The sequence below is a fragment of the Streptomyces sp. CAU 1734 genome (genome assembly GCF_039888735.1).
In the GTDB taxonomy this organism is placed as follows: Bacteria; Actinomycetota; Actinomycetes; order Streptomycetales; family Streptomycetaceae; genus Streptomyces.
Genome location: NZ_JBDQQP010000020.1, coordinates 41,686 through 65,785, shown reverse-complemented (window position 1 = coordinate 65,785; position 24,100 = coordinate 41,686). Strand labels below are relative to the sequence as shown.

General features: G+C 69.9%; 20 protein-coding genes, 1 other RNA gene and 1 pseudogene. 2 read left to right on the top strand and 20 right to left on the bottom strand.

Annotated elements, in window-relative coordinates; translation table 11 throughout:
• Positions 1-240: 240 nt before the first annotated feature.
• The 6 genes from AAFN69_RS30440 to AAFN69_RS30415 all read right to left on the bottom strand — a co-directional run bounded on the left by AAFN69_RS30440 (position 241) and on the right by AAFN69_RS30415 (position 6,464).
• Positions 241-1,899: a beta-N-acetylhexosaminidase gene (locus tag AAFN69_RS30440; RefSeq protein ID WP_347732102.1), complete on the bottom strand. Its 1,659-nt coding sequence runs from the start codon at positions 1,897-1,899 to the stop codon at positions 241-243.
• Between the two features lie 124 nt (positions 1,900-2,023).
• On the bottom strand, positions 2,024-2,863 hold the full coding sequence (locus AAFN69_RS30435) for a carbohydrate ABC transporter permease (protein WP_347732101.1): 840 nt from the start codon (positions 2,861-2,863) through the stop codon (positions 2,024-2,026).
• Positions 2,860-3,864, bottom strand: a complete 1,005-nt coding sequence (locus AAFN69_RS30430) for a sugar ABC transporter permease (protein ID WP_347732100.1) — start codon at positions 3,862-3,864, stop codon at positions 2,860-2,862. Before AAFN69_RS30430 ends, AAFN69_RS30435 begins: the two co-directional genes overlap by 4 nt.
• A gap of 19 nt (positions 3,865-3,883) precedes the next feature.
• Positions 3,884-5,188, bottom strand: coding sequence for an extracellular solute-binding protein (locus tag AAFN69_RS30425; protein ID WP_347732099.1), 1,305 nt, complete (start codon positions 5,186-5,188; stop codon positions 3,884-3,886).
• A 332-nt stretch (positions 5,189-5,520) separates the two neighbouring features.
• Complete coding sequence (locus tag AAFN69_RS30420; protein WP_347732098.1) at positions 5,521-5,805, bottom strand: DUF3039 domain-containing protein; 285 nt, start codon at positions 5,803-5,805, stop codon at positions 5,521-5,523.
• 98 nt (positions 5,806-5,903) lie between these two features.
• Positions 5,904-6,464, bottom strand: coding sequence for a YqgE/AlgH family protein (locus AAFN69_RS30415; protein ID WP_347732097.1), 561 nt, complete (start codon positions 6,462-6,464; stop codon positions 5,904-5,906).
• 253 nt (positions 6,465-6,717) lie between these two features.
• Here AAFN69_RS30415 and murA point away from each other — a divergent pair, with 253 nt between their 5' ends.
• The gene (gene murA / locus AAFN69_RS30410) at positions 6,718-8,064 is read left to right on the top strand and encodes a UDP-N-acetylglucosamine 1-carboxyvinyltransferase (protein WP_347732096.1); all 1,347 of its coding nucleotides are present in this window, start codon (positions 6,718-6,720) and stop codon (positions 8,062-8,064) included.
• A 284-nt stretch (positions 8,065-8,348) separates the two neighbouring features.
• Here the strand turns inward: murA and AAFN69_RS30405 are convergent, their stop codons facing one another.
• The 11 genes and pseudogenes from AAFN69_RS30405 to ftsE form a co-directional block, all read right to left on the bottom strand.
• Positions 8,349-8,630 carry an HU family DNA-binding protein gene (locus tag AAFN69_RS30405; RefSeq protein WP_004571953.1) on the bottom strand — a complete coding sequence of 94 codons (282 nt, stop codon included), beginning with the start codon at positions 8,628-8,630 and terminating at the stop codon, positions 8,349-8,351.
• A 307-nt stretch (positions 8,631-8,937) separates the two neighbouring features.
• Positions 8,938-10,371: an NAD-dependent malic enzyme gene (locus AAFN69_RS30400; RefSeq protein WP_347732095.1), complete on the bottom strand. Its 1,434-nt coding sequence runs from the start codon at positions 10,369-10,371 to the stop codon at positions 8,938-8,940.
• A gap of 471 nt (positions 10,372-10,842) precedes the next feature.
• Positions 10,843-13,239, bottom strand: a complete 2,397-nt coding sequence (locus AAFN69_RS30395; RefSeq protein ID WP_347732094.1) for a UvrD-helicase domain-containing protein — start codon at positions 13,237-13,239, stop codon at positions 10,843-10,845.
• Positions 13,240-13,619: 380 nt separating this feature from the next.
• A pseudogene (locus tag AAFN69_RS30390) lies at positions 13,620-13,826 on the bottom strand (RNA polymerase subunit sigma); the annotation flags it as partial.
• A gap of 68 nt (positions 13,827-13,894) precedes the next feature.
• The gene (locus AAFN69_RS30385; protein WP_347732093.1) at positions 13,895-14,515 is read right to left on the bottom strand and encodes a CGNR zinc finger domain-containing protein; all 621 of its coding nucleotides are present in this window, start codon (positions 14,513-14,515) and stop codon (positions 13,895-13,897) included.
• 246 nt (positions 14,516-14,761) lie between these two features.
• Complete coding sequence (locus AAFN69_RS30380) at positions 14,762-16,024, bottom strand: serine hydrolase domain-containing protein (protein ID WP_347732092.1); 1,263 nt, start codon at positions 16,022-16,024, stop codon at positions 14,762-14,764.
• 231 nt (positions 16,025-16,255) lie between these two features.
• Positions 16,256-16,653: a transfer-messenger RNA gene (gene ssrA / locus AAFN69_RS30375) on the bottom strand.
• A gap of 160 nt (positions 16,654-16,813) precedes the next feature.
• Complete coding sequence (gene smpB / locus AAFN69_RS30370; protein ID WP_347732091.1) at positions 16,814-17,299, bottom strand: SsrA-binding protein SmpB; 486 nt, start codon at positions 17,297-17,299, stop codon at positions 16,814-16,816.
• A gap of 18 nt (positions 17,300-17,317) precedes the next feature.
• Positions 17,318-18,478 carry a S41 family peptidase gene (locus AAFN69_RS30365; protein WP_347732090.1) on the bottom strand — a complete coding sequence of 387 codons (1,161 nt, stop codon included), beginning with the start codon at positions 18,476-18,478 and terminating at the stop codon, positions 17,318-17,320.
• 67 nt (positions 18,479-18,545) lie between these two features.
• A complete protein-coding gene (ftsX, locus tag AAFN69_RS30360; RefSeq protein ID WP_347732089.1) occupies positions 18,546-19,466 on the bottom strand; it encodes a permease-like cell division protein FtsX in 921 nt (306 codons plus the stop codon).
• Between the two features lie 107 nt (positions 19,467-19,573).
• On the bottom strand, positions 19,574-20,263 hold the full coding sequence (ftsE, locus tag AAFN69_RS30355; protein WP_347732088.1) for a cell division ATP-binding protein FtsE: 690 nt from the start codon (positions 20,261-20,263) through the stop codon (positions 19,574-19,576).
• Between the two features lie 319 nt (positions 20,264-20,582).
• On the opposite strand from ftsE, the gene AAFN69_RS30350 reads away from it, so the two are divergent.
• Positions 20,583-20,780 carry a hypothetical protein gene (locus AAFN69_RS30350; RefSeq protein ID WP_347732087.1) on the top strand — a complete coding sequence of 66 codons (198 nt, stop codon included), beginning with the start codon at positions 20,583-20,585 and terminating at the stop codon, positions 20,778-20,780.
• A 166-nt stretch (positions 20,781-20,946) separates the two neighbouring features.
• On the opposite strand, the gene AAFN69_RS30345 is transcribed toward AAFN69_RS30350, so the two are convergent.
• The 3 genes from AAFN69_RS30345 to prfB all read right to left on the bottom strand — a co-directional run bounded on the left by AAFN69_RS30345 (position 20,947) and on the right by prfB (position 23,964).
• The gene (locus tag AAFN69_RS30345) at positions 20,947-21,870 is read right to left on the bottom strand and encodes a hypothetical protein (RefSeq protein ID WP_347732086.1); all 924 of its coding nucleotides are present in this window, start codon (positions 21,868-21,870) and stop codon (positions 20,947-20,949) included.
• Positions 21,871-22,280: 410 nt separating this feature from the next.
• Positions 22,281-22,769 (bottom strand): hypothetical protein, encoded by a 489-nt coding sequence (locus AAFN69_RS30340; protein WP_347732085.1) that lies wholly within the window; start codon positions 22,767-22,769, stop codon positions 22,281-22,283.
• 88 nt (positions 22,770-22,857) lie between these two features.
• Positions 22,858-23,964 (bottom strand): peptide chain release factor 2, encoded by a 1,107-nt coding sequence (gene prfB, locus AAFN69_RS30335; RefSeq protein WP_347732084.1) that lies wholly within the window; start codon positions 23,962-23,964, stop codon positions 22,858-22,860.
• Between the last annotated feature and the right edge of the window lie 136 nt (positions 23,965-24,100).

Below are 24,100 nucleotides of genomic sequence, written 5' to 3'. Positions count from 1 at the left end.
CACAGGCCGGACGTGGCAACTCTGGCACATTCTCGGAGCCGACCGGCGAGAGGGTCCACGAAGGACGCATCCATCACGGATGCGCCCTTCGCACGATGGTGCCCCATTCTGAAGCACCTTCCGAACCTTGCCCGGATTGACACTTTTCGGCCATTCTCAAGCGAGTTGTCCCGGCAGACTCCGCATGACCGCTCCACGGTCGCAGAGTCGGGGCGGCGCCGGGCCCGCTCCGGGAAAGCCTCACACGTTCGGAGGCGCGCCCTCCCTCGGGAATCCGGCCACACCGGGACGCTTCTGCCACGGCAGCGGGCCGCCGGGCGGACGGTAGTCGACGCCCAGGGCGTCGAGCCTGCGGTAATGGGTGGCCATCCGGCGCTCGAACCCCGCGTAGTCGCGGTCGGCGGATTCCGGCAGCGCGGACCAGGCGACCTCGGCGAAGGCGGCGAGGCGCGGGAAGACCTGGTAGTCGATACGGGAACGGTCCTGCATGACCTCGGTCCAGACATTGGCCTGGGTGCCGATGATGTGCGCGGCGGCCTCCGGGGAGAGCCCGGGCGGCACCGGGTCGAACCGGTAGACGTCCTCCAGGGTGCGCACATAGCCGATCGGCATCGGCTCGTCGGGGCCGCCGTCCTGCCGGTGGTCGAGATAGACCTGCTGTTCGGGGCACATCACCACATCGTGTCCCGCCTCGGCGGCCTCGATGCCGCCGGCGTACCCCCGCCAGGAGGAGACGGCGGCGCCGGGCGCGAGCCCGCCCTCCAGGATCTCGTCCCAGCCGATGAGCCGGCGCCCGCGCGCGGTCAGCCAGGTGTCGAAGTGGCGGATCAGCCAGGACTGGAGTCCGTCCTCGTCACCGACGCCGAGTTCGCGGATCCGGGCCTGGGCGGTGGGCGACTGCTTCCACTGCTCCTTGGGGCACTCGTCGCCGCCGATGTGGATGAAGGGCGAGGACTCGGCCGGGAAGAGTTCGAGGATCTCCTCCAGGACGCCCTCGTAGAAGCGCAGGGTGTGCTCGGTGGGCGCGAGGACATTGGGGCTCACTCCCCAGTTGTCCCAGGGGGTGAGCGACGCGGTGTCGACGACATCGGTGTTGCCCAGCTCCGGATATGCGGAGATGGCGGCCTGGGAGTGTCCGGGGATGTCGATTTCGGGGACGATCCGGATATGCCGCTCGGCGGCGTAGGCGACGATTTCCCGGATGTCGTCCTGGGTGTAGTAGCCGCCGTACGGCTTCTCGTCCCAGAGTTCCGATGCCCGGTGGCCCCATTTGGTGCGGGAGCGCCAGGAACCGATCTCGGTGAGCCGGGGATGGCGCTTGATCTCGATGCGCCAGCCCTGGTCGTCGGTGAGATGGAAGTGGAAGACATTCAGTTTGTGCGCGGCGAGCAGATCGAGATACCGCAGAATGTCGGTCTTCTGGGTGAAGTGGCGCGACACATCGAGCATCAGACCGCGCCAGGCGAAGCGCGGTCCGTCCTCGATGCGCTGGACGGGAATTCCGCGGCGGGCCGCGGCGCCGACCGGCGCCCGGCGGAACGCCTCCGGCCCGAGGAGCTGCCGCAGGGTCTGCGCGCCCCAGAAGACGCCCGCCCCGCTGCCGCCCAGGATCTCCACCCCGTCGGGGGTGACGGTCAGCCGGTACGCCTCCGGCGCCAGCGCCTCGTCCACGGTCAGGGTGATGGTGTTGGCGCCGCCGGGCCCGCCGGGGGCGAGCGGCAGGCCGATGGCGGCTCCGACGCCGGCGCGCAGCCAGCGCTCGGCGGTCCCGGTGCCCGGTCCCGCGTAGAGGGCGGTTTCCGTGTCGAGGACGAATTCGGCGCCGGGCGCGGTCACATCGGGTGAATCCGTGACGGAATTCGGTGCGGGAATCAGATCGGGGGCGACCTCTGCGGTCATTTCGGGTTCTGTCCTTTCCTGTCGTCCGGAGTTCTCGGTACGTCTCGGTCGGTCTCGGTCCGCGCCGGCCGGAGCCGGGCCGCGTCGGTGTGTTCCGGCCCGCGCCGGCCCGGCTCGGTCCGGCTCAGTCCTTGACCGCGCCGCCCAGTCCGGAGACGAGCCGGCGCTGGACGAGTACGAAGAAGATCAGCACGGGAACGGTCATGATGGTGGATCCCGCCATGATGCCGCCCCAGTCGTTTTCATCGGGTTTGAAGAAGACGAGCAGTGCCATCGGCAGAGTCGACTGCGAGGTGTCGCTGATGATGAAGGACTTGGCGAAGAGGAAGTCGTTCCAGGTGGAGATGAAGGAGAAGACACTCGTCGCCACCAGGCCGGGGAAGACGAGCGGGAAGAGAATCTGCCAGAGGAATCGGGTGCGGCTCGCGCCGTCGATGTAGGCCGCTTCCTCCAGCGCCTCCGGCACCGCCTTCACGAATCCCCGCAGCATCCAGATGGCGAAGGGCAGCGAGAAGGCGATGTGCGGGAGAATGAGCGACCAGAGGGTATTGAGCTGGCCGGTGTCCCGCATGAGGAAGAAGAGCGGGATGGCGAGCGCCTCGATCGGCACCATCTGCGCCACCAGGAACATGATCAGGAGGGTGGTGCGGAATTTGAACCGGAATCGGGTGACCGCCGTCGCGGCGAGGAAGGCGATGAGGGCCGAGACCAGCACCACCACCGTCGCCACGAAGAGGCTGTTGAGGAAATAGCGCCCGAATTCCTGCTGCTCGAAGACGCGGCGGAAGGAGTCGAGCGACGGGGAGAGCGTCCAGGGGCGTGCCTCGGTGGACTGGATCTCGCCCGCCGGCTTGAAGGCGGAGAGGACCATCCAGTACAGCGGGAAGGCCACCACGACCGCGATGACGAGCGCGGATGCCTCGGCGGCCAGTCGCCAGGGACGGCGGATACGGGGCAGGCTCACAGTTCTTCTCCCTGCCGTCGGATCAGGCGCAGATACACGAGGGTGACGGCGAGCAGAATCAGCAGCATGACCACGCCGATCGCCGATCCCAGGCTGTACTGCGAGGAAGCGAAGGCTTTCTGATACGCATACACATTGAGCACGAGATTCTGGCCCGCGATACCTCCGCCATTCGTCATCACATAAATCTGGGTGAAGACCTTGAAGTCCCAGATGATCGACTGGATGGTGACGACAACCAGAATGGGGCGGAGCATGGGTGCGGTGATCGAGCGCCAGATCCGCCACTGGGATGCGCCGTCCAGGGAGGCCGCCTCCAGCACTTCGGTGGGAATGGCCTTGATGCCCGCGTACACGGTCACCATCACAAACGGGAACGAACACCAGACGACTTCGAAGAGGACCAGTGCGAAAGCGCTGTAGCGCCCATAGGTCCAGGAGAAGTCCCCGAGTCCGAGAAGCCGGTTGACCGGGCCGTAATCGGGGTCGAAGAGAAAGACCCAGACGGTGGAGCCGGTGATGGCGGGGGTGGCCCAGGCGCCGAGCGCGGCCAGCATCAGCAGGAGCCGGGGCAGTGCCCGGATCCGGGTGAGCAGGACGGCGAGGGCGCAGCCGACCGCGAGGGTGGCCACCACACAGGAGGCGGCGAAGAGCACGGTCGCGCCGAGCACCTGCCAGAACTGCTCGTCGGCGAAGAGTTCCCGGTAGTTGCCGAAGCCCTTGAAGGTGGTGGGTTCACCGCCGCTGACCTGTGCCTGGGTGTATTCCAGGAAGGAGATCAGGCCGAGCTGGTAGATCGGGTAGACCAGCAGCCCGGCGAGGACCACGAGGGCGGGGATCAGATAGAGCCAGGGTGTCCAGCGGCTGCCGTGGCGGTTCGAGCCCGGTCCCCGGCGCTTCGGCCTCCCGCTCCCGGCGCCCGGGGTCTTGGGGCTGCGGCCGGGGGCCGGAGCGGTCCGGGTGACCGCCTCCGGCCCTGCGGCTGTCGGTTGGTGCGTCATATCGGTCAGCCGCTCGCGCTCAGCCGGCGGCCGAGAAGGCCGCGTCCATCTTCTTCGCCGCGTCGCCGGAGGCGGCGGCCACGTCCTTCTTGCCGCTGACGATCTCCTGGAACATCGTCGGCAGCACGAGCGAGGCGTCGATCTGGCCCCAGCCCGGGGAGGCGGGCACGAACTTGGTCTCCGCGCCGAGGGTCTTCACGAAGGGCTCGACGAACGGCTCCTTCTGCGCGACCTCGCCGCGTACATCGGTGTAGGTCGGCAGGAAGCCCATGGCGTCGAAGAGCTTGCGCTGGGTGTCCTTGGCGGAGAGCTGCTTCATCAGGTCCACCGCGAGGGTGCGGTGGGAGCTGCTCTTGAGCACGCCGATGTTGTTGCCGCCCGCGAAGGCCGGCGCGATCTCGCCGTTCTTGATGCCCGGCAGGGGGACGACCGCGTACTTGCCCTTGACGCTGCCCGCCTCGACGGCCTGGTGGCTGAAGTCGCCGCCGATGGCCATGCCGGCCTTGCCGGAGGCGAAGGCGGTGACGGTGGCGTTGCCGCCCATGGAGGCGCACTTGGCGGCCGGGCAGTTGTCGTCGCCGAAGAGCGAGGTGTACGCCTTGATGCCCTGCTGGGCCTCCGGGCTGTTGATGGCCGCCTTGAAGGAGGTGCCGCTGTCCTCGGCGATCTCGCCGCCGTTGGCCCAGATGAACGGCATCGCGCCGTAGGTGTACGCGCCGCCGACGGCTATGCCGTAGAGGTCGGGCTTCTCCTTGCGGATCTTCTTCGCGGTGGAGATCAGCTCGGCCTGGGTGGTGGGCGGCTTGAGGCCGAGCTCCTCGAAGACGTCCGTGCGGTAGTACAGCGCGCGCACGCCGACGAAGAAGGGGGCGCCGTAGACCTTGCCGCCGACGGTGACCGACTCGGTGGCGGTCGGGTCGACGGCCTTGGCCTCGTCCCAGGCCATGAATTCCTTGGTGACGTCCGCGAGTCCGCCGTCCTTGACGTAACCGGCCGTGTCGGTGTTGCCGTACTCGATGACGTCGGGGGCGCTCTCGGGGTCGTTGAAGGCCGCCTTGATGCGCTGGGCGCGGGTCTCGACGGGGATGTACTCGACCTCGACCTTGGTCTTGGCGTTCTTCCCGGTGAAGGCGGCGATGGCCTCGTCGACGACCTTCTTCTTGGGGTCGTTGTTGACCTCCTGGAAGAGCCAGACGCGGAGGGTGCCGGACTTCTCGTCCTTCTTCGCGCTGTTGTCGGAGGTCTGCGGGGCACAGGCGGTGGCGGTGAGACCCGCCAGCACCAGGGCCGCGGCGGGGGCAGTGATACGGGTACTGAGCTTCATCGGCGGTCCCCTACGAGTAGTCATTGCAGCATCTGCAACGCACGTTTCGTTCTGCACAACACCGAGGAGGCTAGAGCGGCGGCACACCGGGGACAAGAGGTCTCAACCACTCTGTGACCGGGTGACGCATTCTGTGCAACGCGGGAGGCCCGGGGCGGGGAGACCGGAACGCCCGGTGAGCGGGCGGGCACGCAAACGGCCCCGGGGGCGCGCTCGACTTCGCGCGCCCCCGGGGCCGTACTTTTCCGGCTGTCCGCCGTAACCGGCCGCCGGCGAATCCGCCGCCGGCGGCGGGACCGGCCGGCCGGTTCACCGGAACCGGCCGCGGCGGGTCACTTGTCCTTGCCGCCCTTGTCCTTGTCGCCACCGGGGCCCATGGACTCGTAGATCTCCTTGCACATCGGGCAGACCGGATACTTCTTGGGGTCGCGCCCCGGCACCCAGACCTTCCCGCACAGCGCCACCACGGGAGTGCCGTCGAGCGCGCTCGCCATGATCTTGTCCTTCTGGACATAGTGGGCGAAGCGCTCGTGATCGCCGTCGCCGTGCGACACCTGGGGTGTCGGCTCTACAAGGGTTCCCGTCCCTGTCCCGCGATCGGGCTCAAGAGTGCTCATGAACTCCAAGGGTACCCGTGCCGGAACGGCCCGTAGCCCGCCCACCCGGGACTTCTTCGGCCTGTCTCGCGGAGCCCCGCCGAGGCGCCCGGCCGGGGTCAGTTCATGGAGGGATCGTCCGGATAGGTGGCGAACATCGCCAGCTCGCTGCGCTGTCTGCGCAGCACCGCCCGCCAGAGCGTCTCCGGCTTCGGCGAGGAGACGTCGCCGGGCTCGGACTCGACCACGTACCAGGCGCCGTCGCCCAGCTCGCTCTCCAGCTGGCCCGGCCCCCATCCGGCGTATCCGGCGAAGATGCGGAGCGCCCCGATGGCCGGGCCGAGGAGCTCGGGCGGGGTCTCCAGATCGACCAGGCCGATGGCGCCGTGCACCCGGCGCCAGCCCACCGGGCCCTCGTCGCCGGGGATCACGGCGACCCCGAGCGCGGAGTCGAGCGCGACCGGCCCGCCCTGGAAGACCACCCCCGGCTCGCCGGCGAACAGCGCCCAGGGCGCCAGGATGTCGGCGACCCCGACGGGCGTCGGCCGGTTGAGGACCACCCCGAGGGAACCCTCGTCGTCGTGGTCGAGCAGCAGAACGACCGCCCGGTCGAAATTGGGGTCGGCCAGGGCGGGCGTGGCGACGAGCAGCCGCCCTGTGAGCGAGGACACCTCGGTCATGCGACACATGATCCCGCATCCCGGCCCCGCGCGGGGCCGTAGCGGGCGGACCGGGTACCGGCGCAGCTCAGACGGGATACGGAGAAGGCCGCCCCGAGCATCCGGAAGGTGACCCTCCGCAAGGGCGGCGGAACCGAGAGTGCTGTACCGAAGTCATTACGCCGCGGAGCGTCCCTGCCCTTACGGCACAGGGGGTGCAGCCCCTTACCCTTTTCTCTGACCCTCTGCCCGACCACTCCGGAACGCGAGATTCATGACCGGCACAGACGATGTACTGCTTGTCCACGGCGGGACCCCGCTGGAGGGCGAGATCCGCGTCCGCGGCGCCAAGAACCTGGTGCCGAAGGCGATGGTCGCCGCGCTGCTCGGAAGTGAACCGAGCAGACTGCGCAATGTGCCCGACATCCGCGACGTGCGGGTGGTGCGCGGACTGCTCCAGCTGCACGGTGTGACGGTCCGGCCGGGCGACGAGCCGGGTGAGCTGGTGCTCGACCCGACGTACGTCGAGAGCGCCAATGTCGCCGACATCGACGCCCACGCCGGCTCCTCGCGCATCCCGATCCTCTTCTGCGGCCCGCTGCTGCACCGGCTGGGCCACGCCTTCATCCCCGGCCTCGGCGGCTGCGACATCGGCGGCCGGCCGATCGACTTCCACTTCGACGTGCTGCGGCAGTTCGGCGCGAAGATCGAGAAGCGCGACGACGGCCAGTATCTGGAGGCCCCGCAGCGGCTGCGCGGCTGCAAGATCCGGCTGCCCTACCCCTCCGTCGGCTCGACCGAGCAGGTCCTGCTGACGGCGGTGCTCGCGGAGGGCATCACCGAGCTCTCGAACGCGGCCGTGGAGCCCGAGATCGAGGACCTGATCTGCGTACTCCAGAAAATGGGCGCGATCATCTCGATGGACACCGACCGCACCATCCGCATCACTGGCGTCGACCGCCTCGGCGGTTACGCCCACCGTGCCCTCTCCGACCGCCTGGAGGCCGCCTCCTGGGCTTCGGCGGCGCTGGCCACGGAGGGCAACATCTATGTGCGCGGAGCCCAGCAGCGCTCGATGATGACCTTCCTCAACACCTTCCGCAAGGTCGGCGGCGCGTTCGAGATAGACGACGAGGGAATCCGCTTCTGGCACCCCGGCGGCTCCCTCAACGCCATCGCCCTGGAGACCGATGTGCACCCCGGTTTCCAGACCGACTGGCAGCAGCCGCTGGTGGTGGCGCTCACCCAGGCCGCGGGCCTGTCCATCGTCCACGAGACGGTCTACGAGTCCCGGCTGGGCTTCACCTCCGCGCTGAACCAGATGGGCGCGCACATCCAGCTCTACCCGGAGTGCCTGGGCGGCTCGGACTGCCGCTTCGGCCAGCGGAATTTCCTCCATTCGGCGGTGGTCTCCGGCCCCACGAAGCTCCAGGGCGCCGATCTGGTCATCCCCGACCTGCGCGGCGGCTTCTCGTATCTGATCGCGGCTCTGGCGGCGCAGGGCACCTCCCGGGTCCACGGCATCGACCTGATCAACCGCGGTTACGAGAACTTCATGGACAAGCTCCGGGAGCTCGGCGCCAAGGTCGAACTCCCGCCGAGCACCTCCCGTACCGCCTGACCCACCCCGCACACCCGGCACCGCACACGACAGGGCCGGCCCCGGATCGCTTCCGGAGCCGGCCCTGTTCGTGTGCGGCACGGGCACATCCGGCCCCGCCGGCGAACCCGGCCCCGACGGCGATTGAGGCGCGGGCACAACCAGCCCCGACGGCGATTGAGGCGCGGGGGCCGGGGCGGAGCCCCGCTCGGCCCCCCACCGCCCCCGGGCATGCGGAAGGGCGGCCACCCCGGCGAACCGGGATGACCGCCCCTCGCAGCGTCACGCAGACGAGCCCAGCGGGCTCACTTGCCCTTCGCCGCTTCCTTCAGCTTCGAGCCCGCCGAAACCTTCACGCTGTAGCCGGCCGGAATCTGGATCGGGTCGCCGGTCTGCGGGTTGCGCGCCGTACGAGCCGCACGGTGCGTGCGCTCGAACGTCAGGAAGCCGGGGATGGTGACCTTCTCGTCGCCCTTGGCGACAACCTCACCGACGGTCTCGGCAAGGGCGGCCAGCACGGCGTCGGCGTCCTTGCGGGTCACCTCGGCGCGGTCGGCCAGCGCGGCCACCAGCTCACTGCGGTTCATGTTCTTACTCCCGTGTTTCTACTTGCCTGTGAGGCGTGAGATCGAAGCCGATGCTGCCAGGGCCCTCTGACAGTCCCCGGACCAGGGTCTGCATCAGACCCTCTCGCCCGATTACGCATCCTGCCCCCACCAACGGCGGGAACGCCAATCCGGCACCCACCCGAGTCACACGAAAAGCGCCAATGCAACGTCGCGGTGACGCTGCGTTCACCAGGTGTGGGCTCCGCGGAGCCGCCGGGGCCATGGTCCGTCACCCTAGATCGGCGGCGGGGGCCCGGCGCTCCGCGACGCGCCGTGGAGCGGCCGGTCAGACGCCTGTGTGCCCGGTCACAGTCGCCCCCGCGGCCTTCGCGGCGGTGCGGACGGCGCCCGCGACCGCACCCGCGACCTTGTCGTTGAAGACGGACGGGATGATGTAGTTCGGGTTGAGCTCGTCCTCGGTGACGACCCCGGCGAGGGCACTCGCGGCGGCGAGCATCATCTCGGTGTTGACGGTACGGGACTGGGCGTCCAGCAGGCCGCGGAAGACACCCGGGAAGACCAGGACATTGTTGATCTGGTTGGGGAAGTCGGAGCGCCCGGTGGCGACCACCGCGGCCGTCCGGCGGGCGATCGCCGGGTCGACCTCGGGGTCGGGATTCGCGAGTGCGAACACAATCGAGTCCTCGGCCATGGCGGCGACATCCTCCGCGCCGAGCAGATTCGGGGCCGAGACACCGATGAAGACATCGGCACCGGCCACGGCCTGCCGGAGGGTGCCGGTGACGCCCTCCGGGTTGGTGTTGTCGGCGATCCAGCGCAGCGGCGAATCGGCGGCGGCGGCCACCAGATCCTCGCGCCCGGCGTGCACCACACCATGGATGTCGGCCACGACGGCGTGCTTCACACCCGCCGCGATCAGCAGTTTCAGGATGGCGGTACCGGCCGCGCCGGCGCCGGACATGACGACCCGGACATCCCCGATGTTCTTGCCGACGACCCGCAGCGCATTGGTCAGCGCGGCGAGCACGACGATCGCGGTGCCGTGCTGGTCATCGTGGAAGACCGGGATGTCCAGGGCCTCGCGGAGCCGCGCCTCGATCTCGAAGCAGCGGGGCGCGGAGATGTCCTCCAGGTTGATGCCGGCGAAGCCGGGGGCGATGGCCTTGACGATCGCGACGATCTCGTCGGTGTCCTGGGTGTCCAGGCAGATCGGCCAGGCGTCGATGCCCGCGAACCGCTTGAACAGGGCGGCCTTGCCCTCCATGACCGGCAGCGCGGCCATGGGGCCGATGTTGCCGAGGCCGAGCACGGCCGAGCCGTCGGTGACCACGGCGACGGAGTTCCGCTTGATGGTGAGGCGGCGCGCGTCCTCGGGGTTCTCCGCGATGGCCATGCAGACCCGGGCGACGCCCGGGGTGTAGATCATGGAGAGGTCGTCACGGTTGCGGATCGGGTGCTTGGACTGCATCTCGATCTTGCCGCCGAGGTGCATCAGGAAGGTCCGGTCGGAGACCTTGCCGAGGACGACACCCTCGATGTCCCGCAGACCTTCGACGATCTCGTCGGCGTGCGCGGTCGAGGAGGCGGCGATGGTGACATCGATCCGCAGCTTCTCGTGGCCGGACGCGGTCACATCCAGGCCGGTCACGGAGCCGCCGGAGGACTCCACGGCCGTGGTGAGCTGGGAGACCGCGGTTCCGCTCGCGGGCACCTCCAGCCGGACCGTCATCGAGTACGAGACGCTGGGCGCCGTTGCCATGACCGGGTTCCTCTGCTTTCCCTAGCTTCATTGCTATCCGTCCGGCGGGTGGTGACCCGGCGGGCGGTATGCCGATGTTCGCACCTACCAGCCAGTAGCCGGTAATAATGGTCGTTTTGTTTCCGGAAAACACATTCCACGGTGTGAGATATGCCCGGCCCGGCCGGGAGCCGCCGGACCGGGCCCGGAAAGGCCCGGCGGGGGCGCGCGGCGGGGGCGGACCGGGCCCGCGTACACGCTGGAGTGTGACGGGAACCTCACGCGCGGGGGCCCGCCCGGCACGAGAAAACCCTCCCCGGGGGGGGAGGGTTCTCCGAAGCTGAGCGACACCGGCCCGCCATGCTCGCCTCGCGGCAAGTGGTCGCTCGTGGCGACGAAGGTTGGGCCCGGGGGCTTGGATCGGGCCGGTGTCACAACCAGGCTAACAAAGAGCACCGATAAGTGATTCCCCCCTCACCGGTTGACTCTCCATCAGCCCTGTGCGGGTACCTCCCGGAGCAGTTCGGGCACCCCGTCCGCGTCGGGGTCGTCGCGCCGGTCGGAGACGACCGTCAGCTCCTGGGTGGCCCGGGTGAGGGCCACGTACAGCACCCGCAGTCCGACCGCCGTGCCCTCGGAGATGTCCGCCGGGGAGACGACCACGGTGGCGTCGTACTCCAGCCCCTTCGCCTCCAGCGAGCCGAGTGCCACCACCCGGTCGCCGAGCCCGGCGAGCCAGCGGGCGGCCTCCTCGCGGCGGTTCATGGCCACCACGACGCCGACGGTGCCGTCGACCCGGTCGAGCAGGCGTTCGGCCTCGGCCCGGACCACCCGGCCGAGCTCCCCGCCCCGGCCGGCCGCGGAATCGCCGCCGCCGACGACGGCGAAGCGCGGGACGACTCCGGTCGAGCGGACCGCCGACGGCGACTCCATCCCGGGCATGGCACGGGCCAGCACCCGGGCGGCGAGTTCGGCGATCTCGGCCGGATTGCGGTAGTTGACGGTGAGCCGGAACCGGCGGCGCGGCCGGCTGCCGAGGGCTTCCTCGCGGGCCTCGGCGGCCTCCTCCGGGTCGGGCCAGGAGGACTGCGCCGGGTCCCCGACGACCGTCCAGGTGGCATGCCGTCCCCGGCGGCCGACCATCCGCCACTGCATGGGCGTCAGGTCCTGGGCCTCGTCGACGATGACATGGGCGTACTCGGTGCGCTCGGCCGCCAGCCGTTCGGCCCGCTCGCGCTGGCTCTCCTCGCGCTGGGGCATCAGCTCCTCCAGGCCGGTGAGCTGGTCCAGCGGATCCAGCTCACGCCGCTTGCGGGGCCGGGGCGGGGCGCCGAGCAGGGTCTGGAGCTCGTCCAGCAGCGCCACGTCGTGGACGGAGAGCGGCCCGGTGCCGTCCTCGCCGACGCGCTTGAGGGAGCGGGCGAGCCGGCGCACCTCGCCCGGGTTGAGGATCCGGCGGGCCCAGCGGCCGAGCCGGCGCTCCTCGGCCATGGCGGCGAGCACCCCGCGCGGGGTCAGCTCCGGCCACCATTCGTCCAGGAAGGAGATGAAGCTGTCCTCGCCCGTGACGTCCTCGTCGAAGGAGGAGCGCAGTTCGGCGGCGAGCTCCGGATCGGTGTGCCGCCCGGCGGACCCGGAACGGGACCAGAGCGCGTCCAGCAGCAGCCGGCGGGCGCGCGGGCGCAGCAGATTGACGGGGGCGGTGCCGCCGAGGACGTTGTTGCGGATCCGCTGGAGGTCGTCGGCGGACAGCTCCAGCCGGCGGCCGAAGGCGACCACCCGCAGCCGGTCCGGCGTGGCCGGGGCGCCGTCGTCGTCCAGGGTGAGCCGGCCGTCCCGTACGGTCACGGTCGGCGCGGAGCGCTCCAGGGCGCCTCTGGCGGCCTTGCGGAGCACCTTGAGCATGCGGGCGGAGCCCTTGATCCGGGCGACGGCCGGCGCGTCGTAGACGGTGGCCTCCGCTCCGTCGACCAGGCTGCCGACCGCGCGGATGGCGACCTGGCCCTCCTCGCCCAGGGAGGGCAGCACTCCCTCGGTGTAGGCGACGAGGAGCGGGGTCGGGGAGACGATCAGGATGCCGCCCGCGTACCGCCGCCGGTCCTGGTAGATCAGATAGGCGGCCCGGTGCAGCGCGACCGCGGTCTTGCCGGTGCCGGGGCCGCCCTCCACATGGGTGACGGAGGCGGCGGGGGCGCGGATGACCAGGTCCTGTTCGGCCTGGATGGAGGAGACGATGTCGCGCATGGTGTGGCTGCGGGCCTGGCCCAGGGCGGCCATCAGGGCGCCGTCGCCGATGACGGCGAGCGGGGTGCCGCCGAGGCTGGCGGTCAGCTCGGGGCGCATCAGGTCGTCCTCGACGCCCAGCACCCGGCGGCCCTTGGAGCGGATGACCCGGCGGCGCACCACCCGTCCCGGTTCGACCGGGGTGGAGCGGTAGAAGGGCGCGGCGGCGGGGGCCCGCCAGTCGATCACCAGGGGGGCGTACTCGGTGTCGAGGACCCCCATCCGGCCGATGTGCAGGGTCTCGGCGATGTCGGCGGTGCCGTCGGGGCGCACGGCGTCGTCGGCGGGCTCCACGGAGGTGTGGGCGCCGTCCGGGCCCTTGACGCCGTCCTTGCCGGAGAGCAGGTCGATCCGGCCGAAGAGGAAGTCCTCGAATTCGTTGTTGAGCCGGTTGAGGTGGACACCGGCCCGGAAGACCTGGGCGTCGCGTTCGGCGAGCGCGCCGGGGGTGCCGACCTGGCCGAGCTGGGCGGCGTCGCGGAGCAGGAATTCCGCCTCGCCGATCTTCTCCTCCAGCCGGCGGTAGACGCGGTCGAGGTGGGTCTGCTCGACGGCGATCTCGCGGTCGCGGACGGAGTCGTCGCGGGGCGCGTCGTCACGGATCACGCTCTCGCCGTCCGTTCCGGCGGGGGGTACGGAGGCGGCGGGCCCCGGATCCGGGGCCGCTCCGGGATCCGGGGTCGCTCGCGGGTCCCGGGCCGCTCCGGGATCCGGGTCCGCTTCCGGGTCCCGGGCCGTCTCCGGGTACGGCCGCGGGGCGGCGCCCGGGGGCGGCTCCCCCGCGGCTCCCCGGCGCTTCTCCGGGGCGGATTCCGCGCCGGAACCCCGCCCCGGTTCCGGGGCGGCCCCCCGGGCGGAGCCAGCTGTGACGGAACCGTCTCTGACCGGGTCGACAGCGTCGACAGCGGCTTCCTGCGCGGCCACCGAAGGCCCCCTTCTGACGTGCACTGGGCGACCGTCAACCGTACGCGAAGGGGGCGATTCTGTCAGGCTTCAGCCTCCGCGGGCTCGCGGCCGTCGAACGCACGGACCTCGAAACGATCGATGTCCCGTCGGTCCATGGCCGCACCGCCGCGGACGCGGAGCGGATTCCTCGCGGTCTCGTTCGGGCTGTCCGGAATGCCATATCCCCATGTGGGGACGGTCCAGGATGTCATGATCTCCCCTTCGCCGGTCCTGGATACGGCGAGGAGGCCGCGCTCGGGCCGCCGCCCGCCGGGTGCGCACGGCCGCTCCTCGCTCCCCGCCCCGGCGCGGGGTGTCAGACCCGGGTCACGGCGGCGGCCCGGCGCCGGTGCCGGGCCACCCGCTCACGGTTGCCGCAGACCTCACTGGAGCACCAGCGCCGTCTGCGCCCGCGCGAGGTGTCCAGATAGACCCGGTGGCACCGCTCCCCCTGGCACTCCCGCAGCCGGGCCCGCGCGACCGGGTCGGTCAGCAGCTCCAGGACGTCCCGGGCGACGGCCGCGAGCAGCGCCCCGCACTCCGGGGCGGTGCCGAGGGCGCGCACCAGGGTGCCGTCCGCGTCCGGCACGGCCCTGATCACCGGCGGCGGTCCGGCGGCGACCGCGTTCACCCGCTCCAGCGCGGGCTCCGCGCACCGGCCGTCGATCTGGGCCCGCACCAGTTCGTCCGTCCAGCCGCGCAGTTCGGCGAAGCGCCCGGCCCACGCGTCGGCGAAGGCGCCGAGCGCGGTTCCGGGCGGCAGCAGGCCGGCCCCGAGCAGCCAGCGGACGAGCCCGCCCGGCGCGGCCAGTGGCTCGCCCCCGCCCTCCTCCGCACCGTCGTCACGGGATTCCGCGGTGGCCATCAGATCCAGGCACATCCGGCCCGAGTCGTGCCGCCACTCGTACGGAGCCGTACGGGTCGCATCGTCCGCCATGCGCCTGTCACCGCCTCAAGGTCACTGCCTCAGGGTCACTGCCGGGGTCGTGGTGCGGGGGTCTCACCGGGGGGGGGTGGTGCGGGGGTCGTACGGGGGTGGTGGTGCGGGGAGCGCCCCGGGCGCGCGGGGGGCGTACGGAACAGCCGGCGGGCGCCGTGGGGCATGTCCCCCAGAGTGCCTGTCCGAACGGACGGCCGGAACCCCTCCCGCCATCGGGGTCCGGCCGTCCGTCCGGGATCGGTGTCAGTCGCGCACGACGTCCGGGGCGATGTCCTCCCGCTCCGGGGCGGTCTGCCGCGGCGCGGCGGAGCGCGCGGCGGCGGCCGGGGGCGTGCCGCAGAAGGTGGCCTCCAGGGTGCGGGGCAGGGTGTTCAGCACGGCTCCGGTGTTGGAGACGTTGGCGACCGAGGTGACCGAGCGCTTCCCGTCGGCGGAGGTGAAGGCGAAGGTGTAGTACCCCTGCACGGTGCCGGTGTGCCCGTAGACCGAGACTCCGCAGGAGAGATCGCGGCGGCGGAGGCCGAGACCGTACCCCTGGGTGGCGTTGACCGGTGTCCAGGTGCGCATGTCGGCGAGGCGCGCGGAGGAGAGCAGCTCACCGCGGAGCAGGGCGGAGAGGAAGGTGTTCAGATCCCGGGTCCCGGAGATCACCGCGCCCGCGCTCTGGCCCCAGGAGACCGTCTGGCGGGTGGAGTCCACCAGCGCGCCGCCGGCCTCGTCGGGGCGGAGGTAGCCCTTGGCGTGCCGGCCGGGGATGGCGGTGGCGGGGTGGACGTAGAAGGTGTCACGGAGCTTCAGCGGCTCGATGATCCGGTCCCGGAACTCCTCGCCGACCGTGTCGCCGGTGATCTTCTCGATCAGCATTCCGGCGACGGCGAAGTTGGTGTTGGAGTACGAGTAGGAGGTGCCCGGCGTGACCTGGAGCGGCTTGGCCAGGGAGAGGTCCACCAGCTCACGGTAGGTGAAGACCCGGTTGCGGACGGCCTCGAAGCCGGGAACCGTACGGGCGAAGAGGTCGTTGGTGTAGTCGTACAGGCCGCTCCGGTGGCTGAGCAGATGGCGCACGGTGATGCGGCTGTCGATCAGTCCGGGCAGATAGGTGTTGACCGGGGCGTCCAGCGACAGCCTGCCCTCGTCGACGAGCTGGAGGAGGACGACCGCGGAGAAGGTCTTGGAGACGCTTCCGATCCGGAAGCGGTCGTCGGCGGTGATGGCCCGCCCGTCGCCCCGGTCCGCGATCCCCTCCGCGATCTTGTGCACCGTGCCGTGATCGTCGATCCGGGCCATCGCGCCGGGTGCTCCGTTGGCGAGCGCCGTCCGGAGCGCGGCCCGCAGCGCCGCCGTGTCGGGCGCGGGCGCGGCCGAGGTGTTCCGTGCCGAGGCGGTCCCCGCCCCCTTGCCGCCCCGGTCCGTGTCCGGGCCGCTCGCGGCGTGTGCCGGTACGACCAGGAGCGAGAGCAGTGCGGCTCCGAGTGCCGTGCCTCTGCCCACCATGCCTGAGACCATCGGTGTCCTTCTCCGTTTCGCGAGATGACCGCGCCCACGAGTGCGGACACGGCTACCCCGTATGAACGGGAAAAGGGCGCCGGGGTTCCGTCCGGCGGAACGAACTCCTCCGTCTGCCGCCGGAGTTGACCCGGGGAGCGGAGCGGGGACGGTCGCTTCGATCGCTCCGGCCCCGGAACACGACAGAGGCCCGGCTGTCGGAACAGCCGGGCCTCGGCCCACATGGGGTGTTGGTGGAGATGGCGGGAATCGAACCCGCGTCCAACGGTGCAGAACCAGGACTTCTCCGAGCGCAGTCCGCTGCGATTTTCTCGGCCCCGGAGATCACACGGACAAGTCTCCGACGGGCTCAGTCACTGTTTGATTTCCCTCCGGACCCCGTGACCGGGCCCAGAGGTTTAGTTCCCTAGTTGACGCCAGGAACCGGGTCGGGAACAGCCCCGGGCTGACGCTCCATTAGTGAAGGTTCGCTTTGGCTACCTGAAATCAGGCAGCGAGGGCGAAGGCTTCGGAGTTATCGCGCTTGGAATTGGCGATTATTTTTTGCGACATATGGTTTACGAGATCATTGCCGCTTCCTCGGCTCGCTTCTCCTGCCTCGACATCCGCTGTCGAAACCGATCATCCCCATGTTGATTTTTCAATGCTCGCCCCTGCGGTGAGGAGCTGACGCCATCGTACGCGACCAACGGCGACAGGTGCCAGCATATTCCGCCCGGCGGGCTCCCCGGCCTGCTCACGGCGGTGCGGCACCCCCGTACCACCGGGCCGGGAGCAGCCCGGCGGGCGTCACGCCCGCTGCCTCCGGCGCACCGCCGACATGACCTTCTCCGCCTCGCGGTGGTCCTGGCGCTCCCGGAGGGTCTGCCGCTTGTCGTACTCCCGCTTGCCCTTCGCCAGCGCGATCTCGATCTTCGCCCGGCCCTTGGTGAAGTACAGGGCCAGCGGGATGATCGTGTGGCCCGTCTCCTGGGACTTCGCCTCCAGCTTGTCGATCTCCTCCCGGTGCAGCAGCAGCTTCCGCTTCCGGCGCACGGAGTGGTTGGTCCAGGTGCCCTGGGAGTACTCGGGAATGTGCACGTTGTGCAGCCATGCCTCATGGCCGTCGATCTGGACGAAGCCGTCCGTCAGCGAGGCCCGCCCCATGCGCAGCGACTTCACCTCGGTGCCGGTCAGCACCAGACCGCACTCATAGGTGGTGACGATGAGGTAGTCGTGCCGCGCCTTCTTGTTCTGCGCGATCAGCTTGCGCCCTTGAACCTTTTCCTTAGCCATAGTGCGCCCATTTTCGCACTACGACCCCGTGCCGAGGCCACCCAATACTGTGCGCGCCTGTTCCTCCGCGCCCTCGTCGGCCGGGAGATCGGGGGTGATGCCGGCGCCGTCGACACTGTGGCCGGCGGGGGTGCGGTAGTGCCCGACGGTGAGCTCGGCCACCGAGCCGCCGGGGAGCTCGCTGGGCATCTGGACGGATCCCTTGCCGAAGGTGCGGGAACCGACCGTGACCGCCCGGCCCCGGTCCTGGAGTGCCCCGGTGACCAGCTCGGCCGCGCTCATGGTGCCGCCGTCGACCAGGGCGACCAGGGGCCGCTCGGTGTCGCCGCCCGGCTCCGCGTACAGCGCCTGCTGCTCGCCCCGCAGGTCGTACGTGGCGACCAGACCGCCGTCCAGGAAGGCAGAGGCGGCGGTGACGGCCTCCGTGACCAGCCCGCCCGGGTTGCCCCGGAGATCGAGCAGGACACCGGCGCCGTGCGGGGCGCCCCGGACCGCCTCGCGCACCCGGGCGCCGGATCCCTTGGTGAAGGCGGCGATCTTGATCATCACCGCCCCGCCGTGCAGATGCTCGACGGTCACCGACTCGGTGGCGACGGTGGCCCGGGTGAGCGAGCGGGTCCAGCTCCGGCCGGCCCGCTCCAGGCCGAGCGCCACACTCGTGCGCTCCCGGCCGCGCAGCAGCGCCACCACCTCGGTCACGGGGCGCCGGTCGACGGCCTCCCCGTCGATCGCGCGGAGCCGGTCACCGGCACGGATGCCCGCCCGGTCGGCCGGACCGCCGTCTTGGACCCGGGCGACCTCGACCCGGCCGTCCCCCGAACGGCGCGCCCAGAGCCCGACGCCGGTGTAACGGCCGTCGAGGGCCTGGCGGAACGATTCGTACTCCCGCTCGTCATAGACCGAGCCCCAGCGGTCCCCGCTGCGGCTGACGAACTCCTCGGCCGCCTCCGTACCCGACTTCCCGTCCGCCACCGCCTCGGCGGCGGCACGGGCCAGATCCTCCCGGTCGACGGTGGACCCGGCCGGGCGGACGGCGAGGGGGCGGGGCTCGGCGTCCTCGTCGCGCGGCAGCGTATTGGTGGCCGCGCCGGTGGCGAGAACAGCCGCGAAAACCAATGTCAGGGCCGCCCCGCGGCGAATGCGGCGGGGTCGGGGGAGACGGAGATCCGGGCCCGGCATGGCGACGAGTCTAGGGGAAGCGAAAGGCGCCGTACGGTTGTTGTCCGTACGGCGCCCGGGGCGCATGTCACACCTTGAGGTACTTGCGCAGAGCGATGGCGGCGGCAAAGGCGGGCATCAGCAGACCGATCGCGAGGACCAGCGGCAGTTTGGTGAAGACCGCGTCCCAGCCGATGAAATCGACCAACTGCATCTTGTCCGCGAGCGCCAGGCCGTTGTCGATCAGGAAATAGCGCCCGAGGAGCAGGAATCCACAGGCGACCGCGCCGCCGAGGAGTCCCGCGAAAGCGGCTTCCATGATGAACGGCATCTGGATGTAGAAACTGGACGCGCCGACCAGTCGCATGATTCCGGTCTCACGCCTGCGGCTGAAGGCCGAGACACGCACCGTGTTGACGATCAGCATCATCGCGATCACCAGCATCAGGCCCATGACACAGAGCGCCGCGATCCGCATGCCGTTCATCAGGGAGAAGAGGTTCTCCAGAATGTCGCGCTGATCACGGACCGACTGCACACCGTCCCGGTCGGCGAAGGCGGAGGCGACGACCTGGTACTTCTCCGGGTCCTTCAGCTTGACCCGGAAGGACTCCTGCATCTGGTCCGGGGTGATGGTGGCCGCGATCTCCGTGTCGCCGTACTGCTCCTTGTAGAGCTTGTACGCCTGCTCGGCGGTCTCGTGATGGACCTTGTCGACGACATTCATCTTTTCGAGGTCGGCCTTGATCTGGTGCCGCTGCTGATCGGTCACCGCGCCCTTCCCGCAGGAGCGGGCGGTGATCGTGGCGTCGTTCTTGTTGCAGAGGAAGATCGAGACGTTGACCTTGTCGTACCAGAAGTCCTTCATCGTATTGACCTGCTGGCTCATCAGCAGCGCACCGCCGAAGAGAGCGAGCGAGAGGGCCACGGAGACGATGACGGCGAAGGTCATGGTGAGATTGCGGCGGAGACCCACGCCGATCTCCGACAGTACGAACTGGGCGCGCATCGCGTGCGTTCAGCCTTTCTTGCGCTCTGACTTTCCTGCGCTCTTGTTGATTGCGCGAGATCGCGCTCTTCGTGCGGTCCGGGCGCGAGCCCTGCCGGGGGCGCTGGTCAGTTCTGGTAGCCGTAGACGCCGCGAGCCTGGTCACGGACGAGACGGCCGGATTCCAGCTCGATCACGCGCTTGCGCATCTGGTCGACGATGTTCTGGTCGTGGGTGGCCATCACCACGGTCGTACCGGTGCGGTTGATCCGGTCGAGCAGTTTCATGATGCCGACGGAGGTCTGCGGGTCGAGGTTGCCGGTCGGCTCGTCGGCGATCAGGAGCATCGGCCGGTTGACGAACGCGCGCGCGATGGCCACCCGCTGCTGCTCACCGCCGGAGAGCTCGCCGGGCATCCGGTCCTCCTTGCCGCCGAGGCCGACCAGATCGAGGACCTGGGGAACGGCCTTGCGGATCTCACCGCGCGGCTTTCCGATGACCTCCTGGGCGAAGGCCACATTCTCCGCGACGGTCTTGTTCGGGAGCAGCCGGAAGTCCTGGAAAACGGTGCCGAGCTGGCGGCGCATGTGCGGCACTTTCCAGTTCGACAGCCGGGCCAGATCCTTGCCGAGCACATGGACGAGTCCCTGGCTGGCGCGCTCCTCGCGGAGGATCAGCCGCAGAAAGGTCGACTTTCCGGAACCGGACGAGCCGACGAGGAAGACGAACTCCCCCTTCTGGATGTCGAGCGAGACATCGTGCAGGGCCGGCTTGCTCTGCTTGGGGTAGCTCTTGGAGACATTGTCGAATCGGATCACGGGTGCACCATGGTCGTCCGGGAGTGTAGGTGTGCGTGACACTACGCGACGGGGGCTCGCGGGCGCAGTCCGCGGCCTGGGATGCACGTTTTGTCCCCCGGGCCGGGGGGCTCCGGGCACTCCCCCTCAGGTGCCCGCCTGGAGAGGGGCGCGCCGAAAGGCGTGGGAGCTGGCACAGTGGTAGGGGAACAGCCGCACCCCGGGAATCGTTGTTCCGCAGAGAGCCCGAGTCCGGAGAGCCTGATTTTCACGGTCCGCGCGTATCCGCGTCCGGCGTATCCGCGTCCGGCGGGTCCGGGGCGCGAGAGGAGGAGAGCGCATGACCTATGACCGATTGGTGTGCGCCAACTGCGCGGCCCCGGTCACGGAGGGTCGCTGCTCGGTCTGCCGTGCCAGCCGCCGGCGCCTGGAGGAGCAGGGCGAGGGCCCGTTCGGCGGGATGAATCCGGCGATGCTGCTGGCCCTGCTGGTGCTGCTGGTGGGAGCACTGGCCGTACTGGCGGCACGGACGGCGTAGCGGCGCCGATCGGCGCCTCTGAAGCATGAAGAAGGGTCCGGGGTGCTGTGCCACACCCCGGACCCTTCTCCGTACTCACGCGTACCGCTACGGCACCGGGAGCGACACTGTCACTCTCCGTGCCGGTTGTTCACTGTCCGGCATTCTGCGGTCAGGCGCTCCGCGGTCAGGCGGCGGTGCGGTTGCCGCCGACGAGCCGGGGCAGGAACCGGAAGCCGATACCACCGACGATCATGGTCGCGGCCCCGATGACCAGGTACCCGGTCTCCAGCGCACCGGTCTCGGCCAGCTCTTCCTTGGCCTGGCCCTGCTGGACCGGCTTGGAGCCGGCGTTGTTGGTGTCGGTGTTGTCGGTGCACTCGACACCCTCGGAATTCACGGTGCACTCGCCACCGCCGGTGGAGCCGCCGGTGGTGCCACCGGTGTTTCCACCGGAGGTGGTGCTGGTGCTCGCACCGGACGTGCTGTTGCCGCCGGAGTCGTCACCGGAGCCACCGGAGTCGCCGCCGTTGCCACCGGTCGAGGGGCCACCGGACGTCGGGTTGCCCGAGGTGGGGTTACCGGAGGTGGGGTTACCCGAGGTGGGGTTACCGGACGTCGGGTTGCCCGAGGTGGGGTTACCGGACGTCGGGTTGCCCGAGGTGGGGTTACCGGACGTGGGATTGCCCGAGGTGGGATTGCCCGAGGTGGGGTTACCCGACGTGGGGTTGCCCGACGTCGGGTTGCCCGAGGTGGGGTTACCGGAGGTCGGGTTGCCCGAGGTGGGATTGCCCGAGGTCGGGTTACCCGACGTGGGGTTGCCCGAAGTCGGGTTACCGGACGTCGGGTTACCCGAAGTCGGGTCACCGGTGGTCGGGTTGCCGGACGTCGGGTCGCCGGTCGAAGCCGCAGCACCCGACTGCTGCCCCGGGTCCACACCGGTCGCACCGCCGGCACCGGTCGTTCCGGTGGTACTGAAGGTGCCGGTGCCACTGTCCACACCGGTACCGGCCTGGACGGACAGGGTCTCCGTACCGATCGCCGAGGCCACACCCGCGGCCGTCAGCGACGCCCCGGCGGCGATCACCGCGCCGGCGGCGACCCGTGCCACACGGATCCGCGTCTTCTTCGTCATTTAGCTGCTACCCCCAGTAGCTCATCGTCAGGTAAGGCAGGGTCCAGGACGGTGACCGCGGAGGGCTTGTACTCTCCCCCGCTCACCCACGCCCCGGAAATCACGCATGCCGCGCGCAACCCTTCCCACTTTTCGCGGACGCGTCAAGGCGGATGAGTACGCGGTGCCCGATATGAGGGAAGTTGCCGGACGTGGGGTGCGCAACTGTGACGAAGGGCCTCACCAACCGGCTTTACATCAGGCCGTCTTATCGACAAATCGAGTCATGCGAAGAGAGACCGGCAGAGCCGATGCCCCACCCCGCCGAACGCCCGCGTTGAGCTCTCGGCCGGGCTCCCGCATGGGTCAACGGGATTGCGGCGCGGTGGAAATCCCGCAGCGAACCCTCAGAACGAACCGAAGAATCGATCCCACCAATCAGGCTCCCCGGAACCGTGGAAAACCAGACGGGCAACCCCGTCATAACGGGTCGTCAGAAGCTCTTCCGGGATCACGACGTACCCCGATTCGACGAGGGCCTGCTCCGCTTTCCCAAGGTCAGCGAGGTCGAGAGCGCCCTCGGCGCGCGCTTCGTCCGTACCGAGGAAAGCACCGGGGTTGTCCGCGGCGATCATGGCAAGCGGCTTGAACTTACTCACCAGGAAGACAATCCGCATCCCGCGGACCGTGGCCTCTTCAGGCACATCGATTCTCCCGTACTGGGCGGAATCTTGAATGTCCCGGTCGATTTCACAGTTCACCGAGAAGCGGGACTCGATCTGTTCGATCAGGCGGTCGAAGGACGCGTCGGCTTCGGCACGGCTGTAGCCGTCCGGGAATTCCAGCCCAGCAGGATCGTCCAGCCGGCGCAGAATGTTCATGAGATCCACACTCATCCCCGCATTCTTCAACCGAGAAGGCGCCCGACCCTGTCGGGGTCGGGCGCCTTCTCTTCACAAACATGAGGGCCAAGGGCCCGAGGTGCTATCGCTCCTGGCTCTTGCGCCAGCGGATGCCGGCCTCCAGGAAGCCGTCGATCTCGCCGTCGAGGACCGCCTGCGGGTTGCCGACCTCGAACTCCGTGCGCAGGTCCTTGACCATCTGGTACGGGTGCAGGACGTACGAGCGCATCTGGTTGCCCCAGGAGTTGCCGCCGTCGCCCTTGAGGGAGTCCATGAGGGCCTGCTCCTCCTGACGGCGGCGCTCCAGCAGCTTCGCCTGGAGGACGTTCATCGCGCTCGCCTTGTTCTGGATCTGGGAGCGCTCGTTCTGGCAGGAGACCACGATGCCGGTGGGGAGGTGGGTGATGCGCACCGCCGAGTCGGTGGTGTTGACGCCCTGGCCGCCGGGGCCGGAGGCGCGGTAGACATCCACCCGCAGCTCGGACTCGTCGATCTCCACATGGTCGCTCTGCTCCACGACCGGGAGCACCTCGACGCCCGCGAAGGACGTCTGGCGGCGGCCCTGGTTGTCGAAGGGGGAGATGCGGACCAGGCGGTGGGTGCCCTGCTCCACGGAGAGGGTGCCGTAGGCGTACGGGGCCTTCACCACGAAGGTGGTCGACTTGATGCCGGCCTCCTCCGCGTAGGAGGTCTCGTAGATCTCCGCGGCATAGCCGTGGCGCTCGGCCCAGCGCAGATACATGCGCTGAAGCCGCTCGGCGAAGTCGGAGGCGTCGACGCCGCCGGCCTCGGCGCGGATGTTGACCAGGGCCTCGCGCTCGTCGTACTCGCCGGAGAGAAGGGTGCGCACCTCCATCTCGTCGAGCGCCTTGCGGACCTCGGTCAGCTCGGACTCGGCCTCGGCGAGCGTGTCGGCGTCGTCCTCGGCCTCCGCGAGCTCGAAGAGCACGGAGAGATCATCGATCCGGCCGCGGAGCGCCTCGGTCTTGCGCAGCTCTGCCTGGAGGTGGGAGAGCTTGCTGGTGATCTTCTGGGCCGCATCCGGGTCATCCCACAGCGACGGGGCCGCTGCCTGCTCCTCGAGCACGGCGATGTCGGCCCTCATCCTGTCGAGGTCCAGGACGGCCTCGATCGACCCCATGGTCGAGGAGAGGGACTTCAGCTCTTCGGATACATCGACGACTGCCACGGGTCCAGCGTAACGGCTGAGCGCCGGAGCCCGGGCCCCACGGGTGGGCGGAAGCCGTCGCGGGGTCCCGGAAAACGGTCGGAGGCGGATGGGAGGGGGTGCACGGCCACTCGCGCACGGCCGGCCCTTGCGGCCC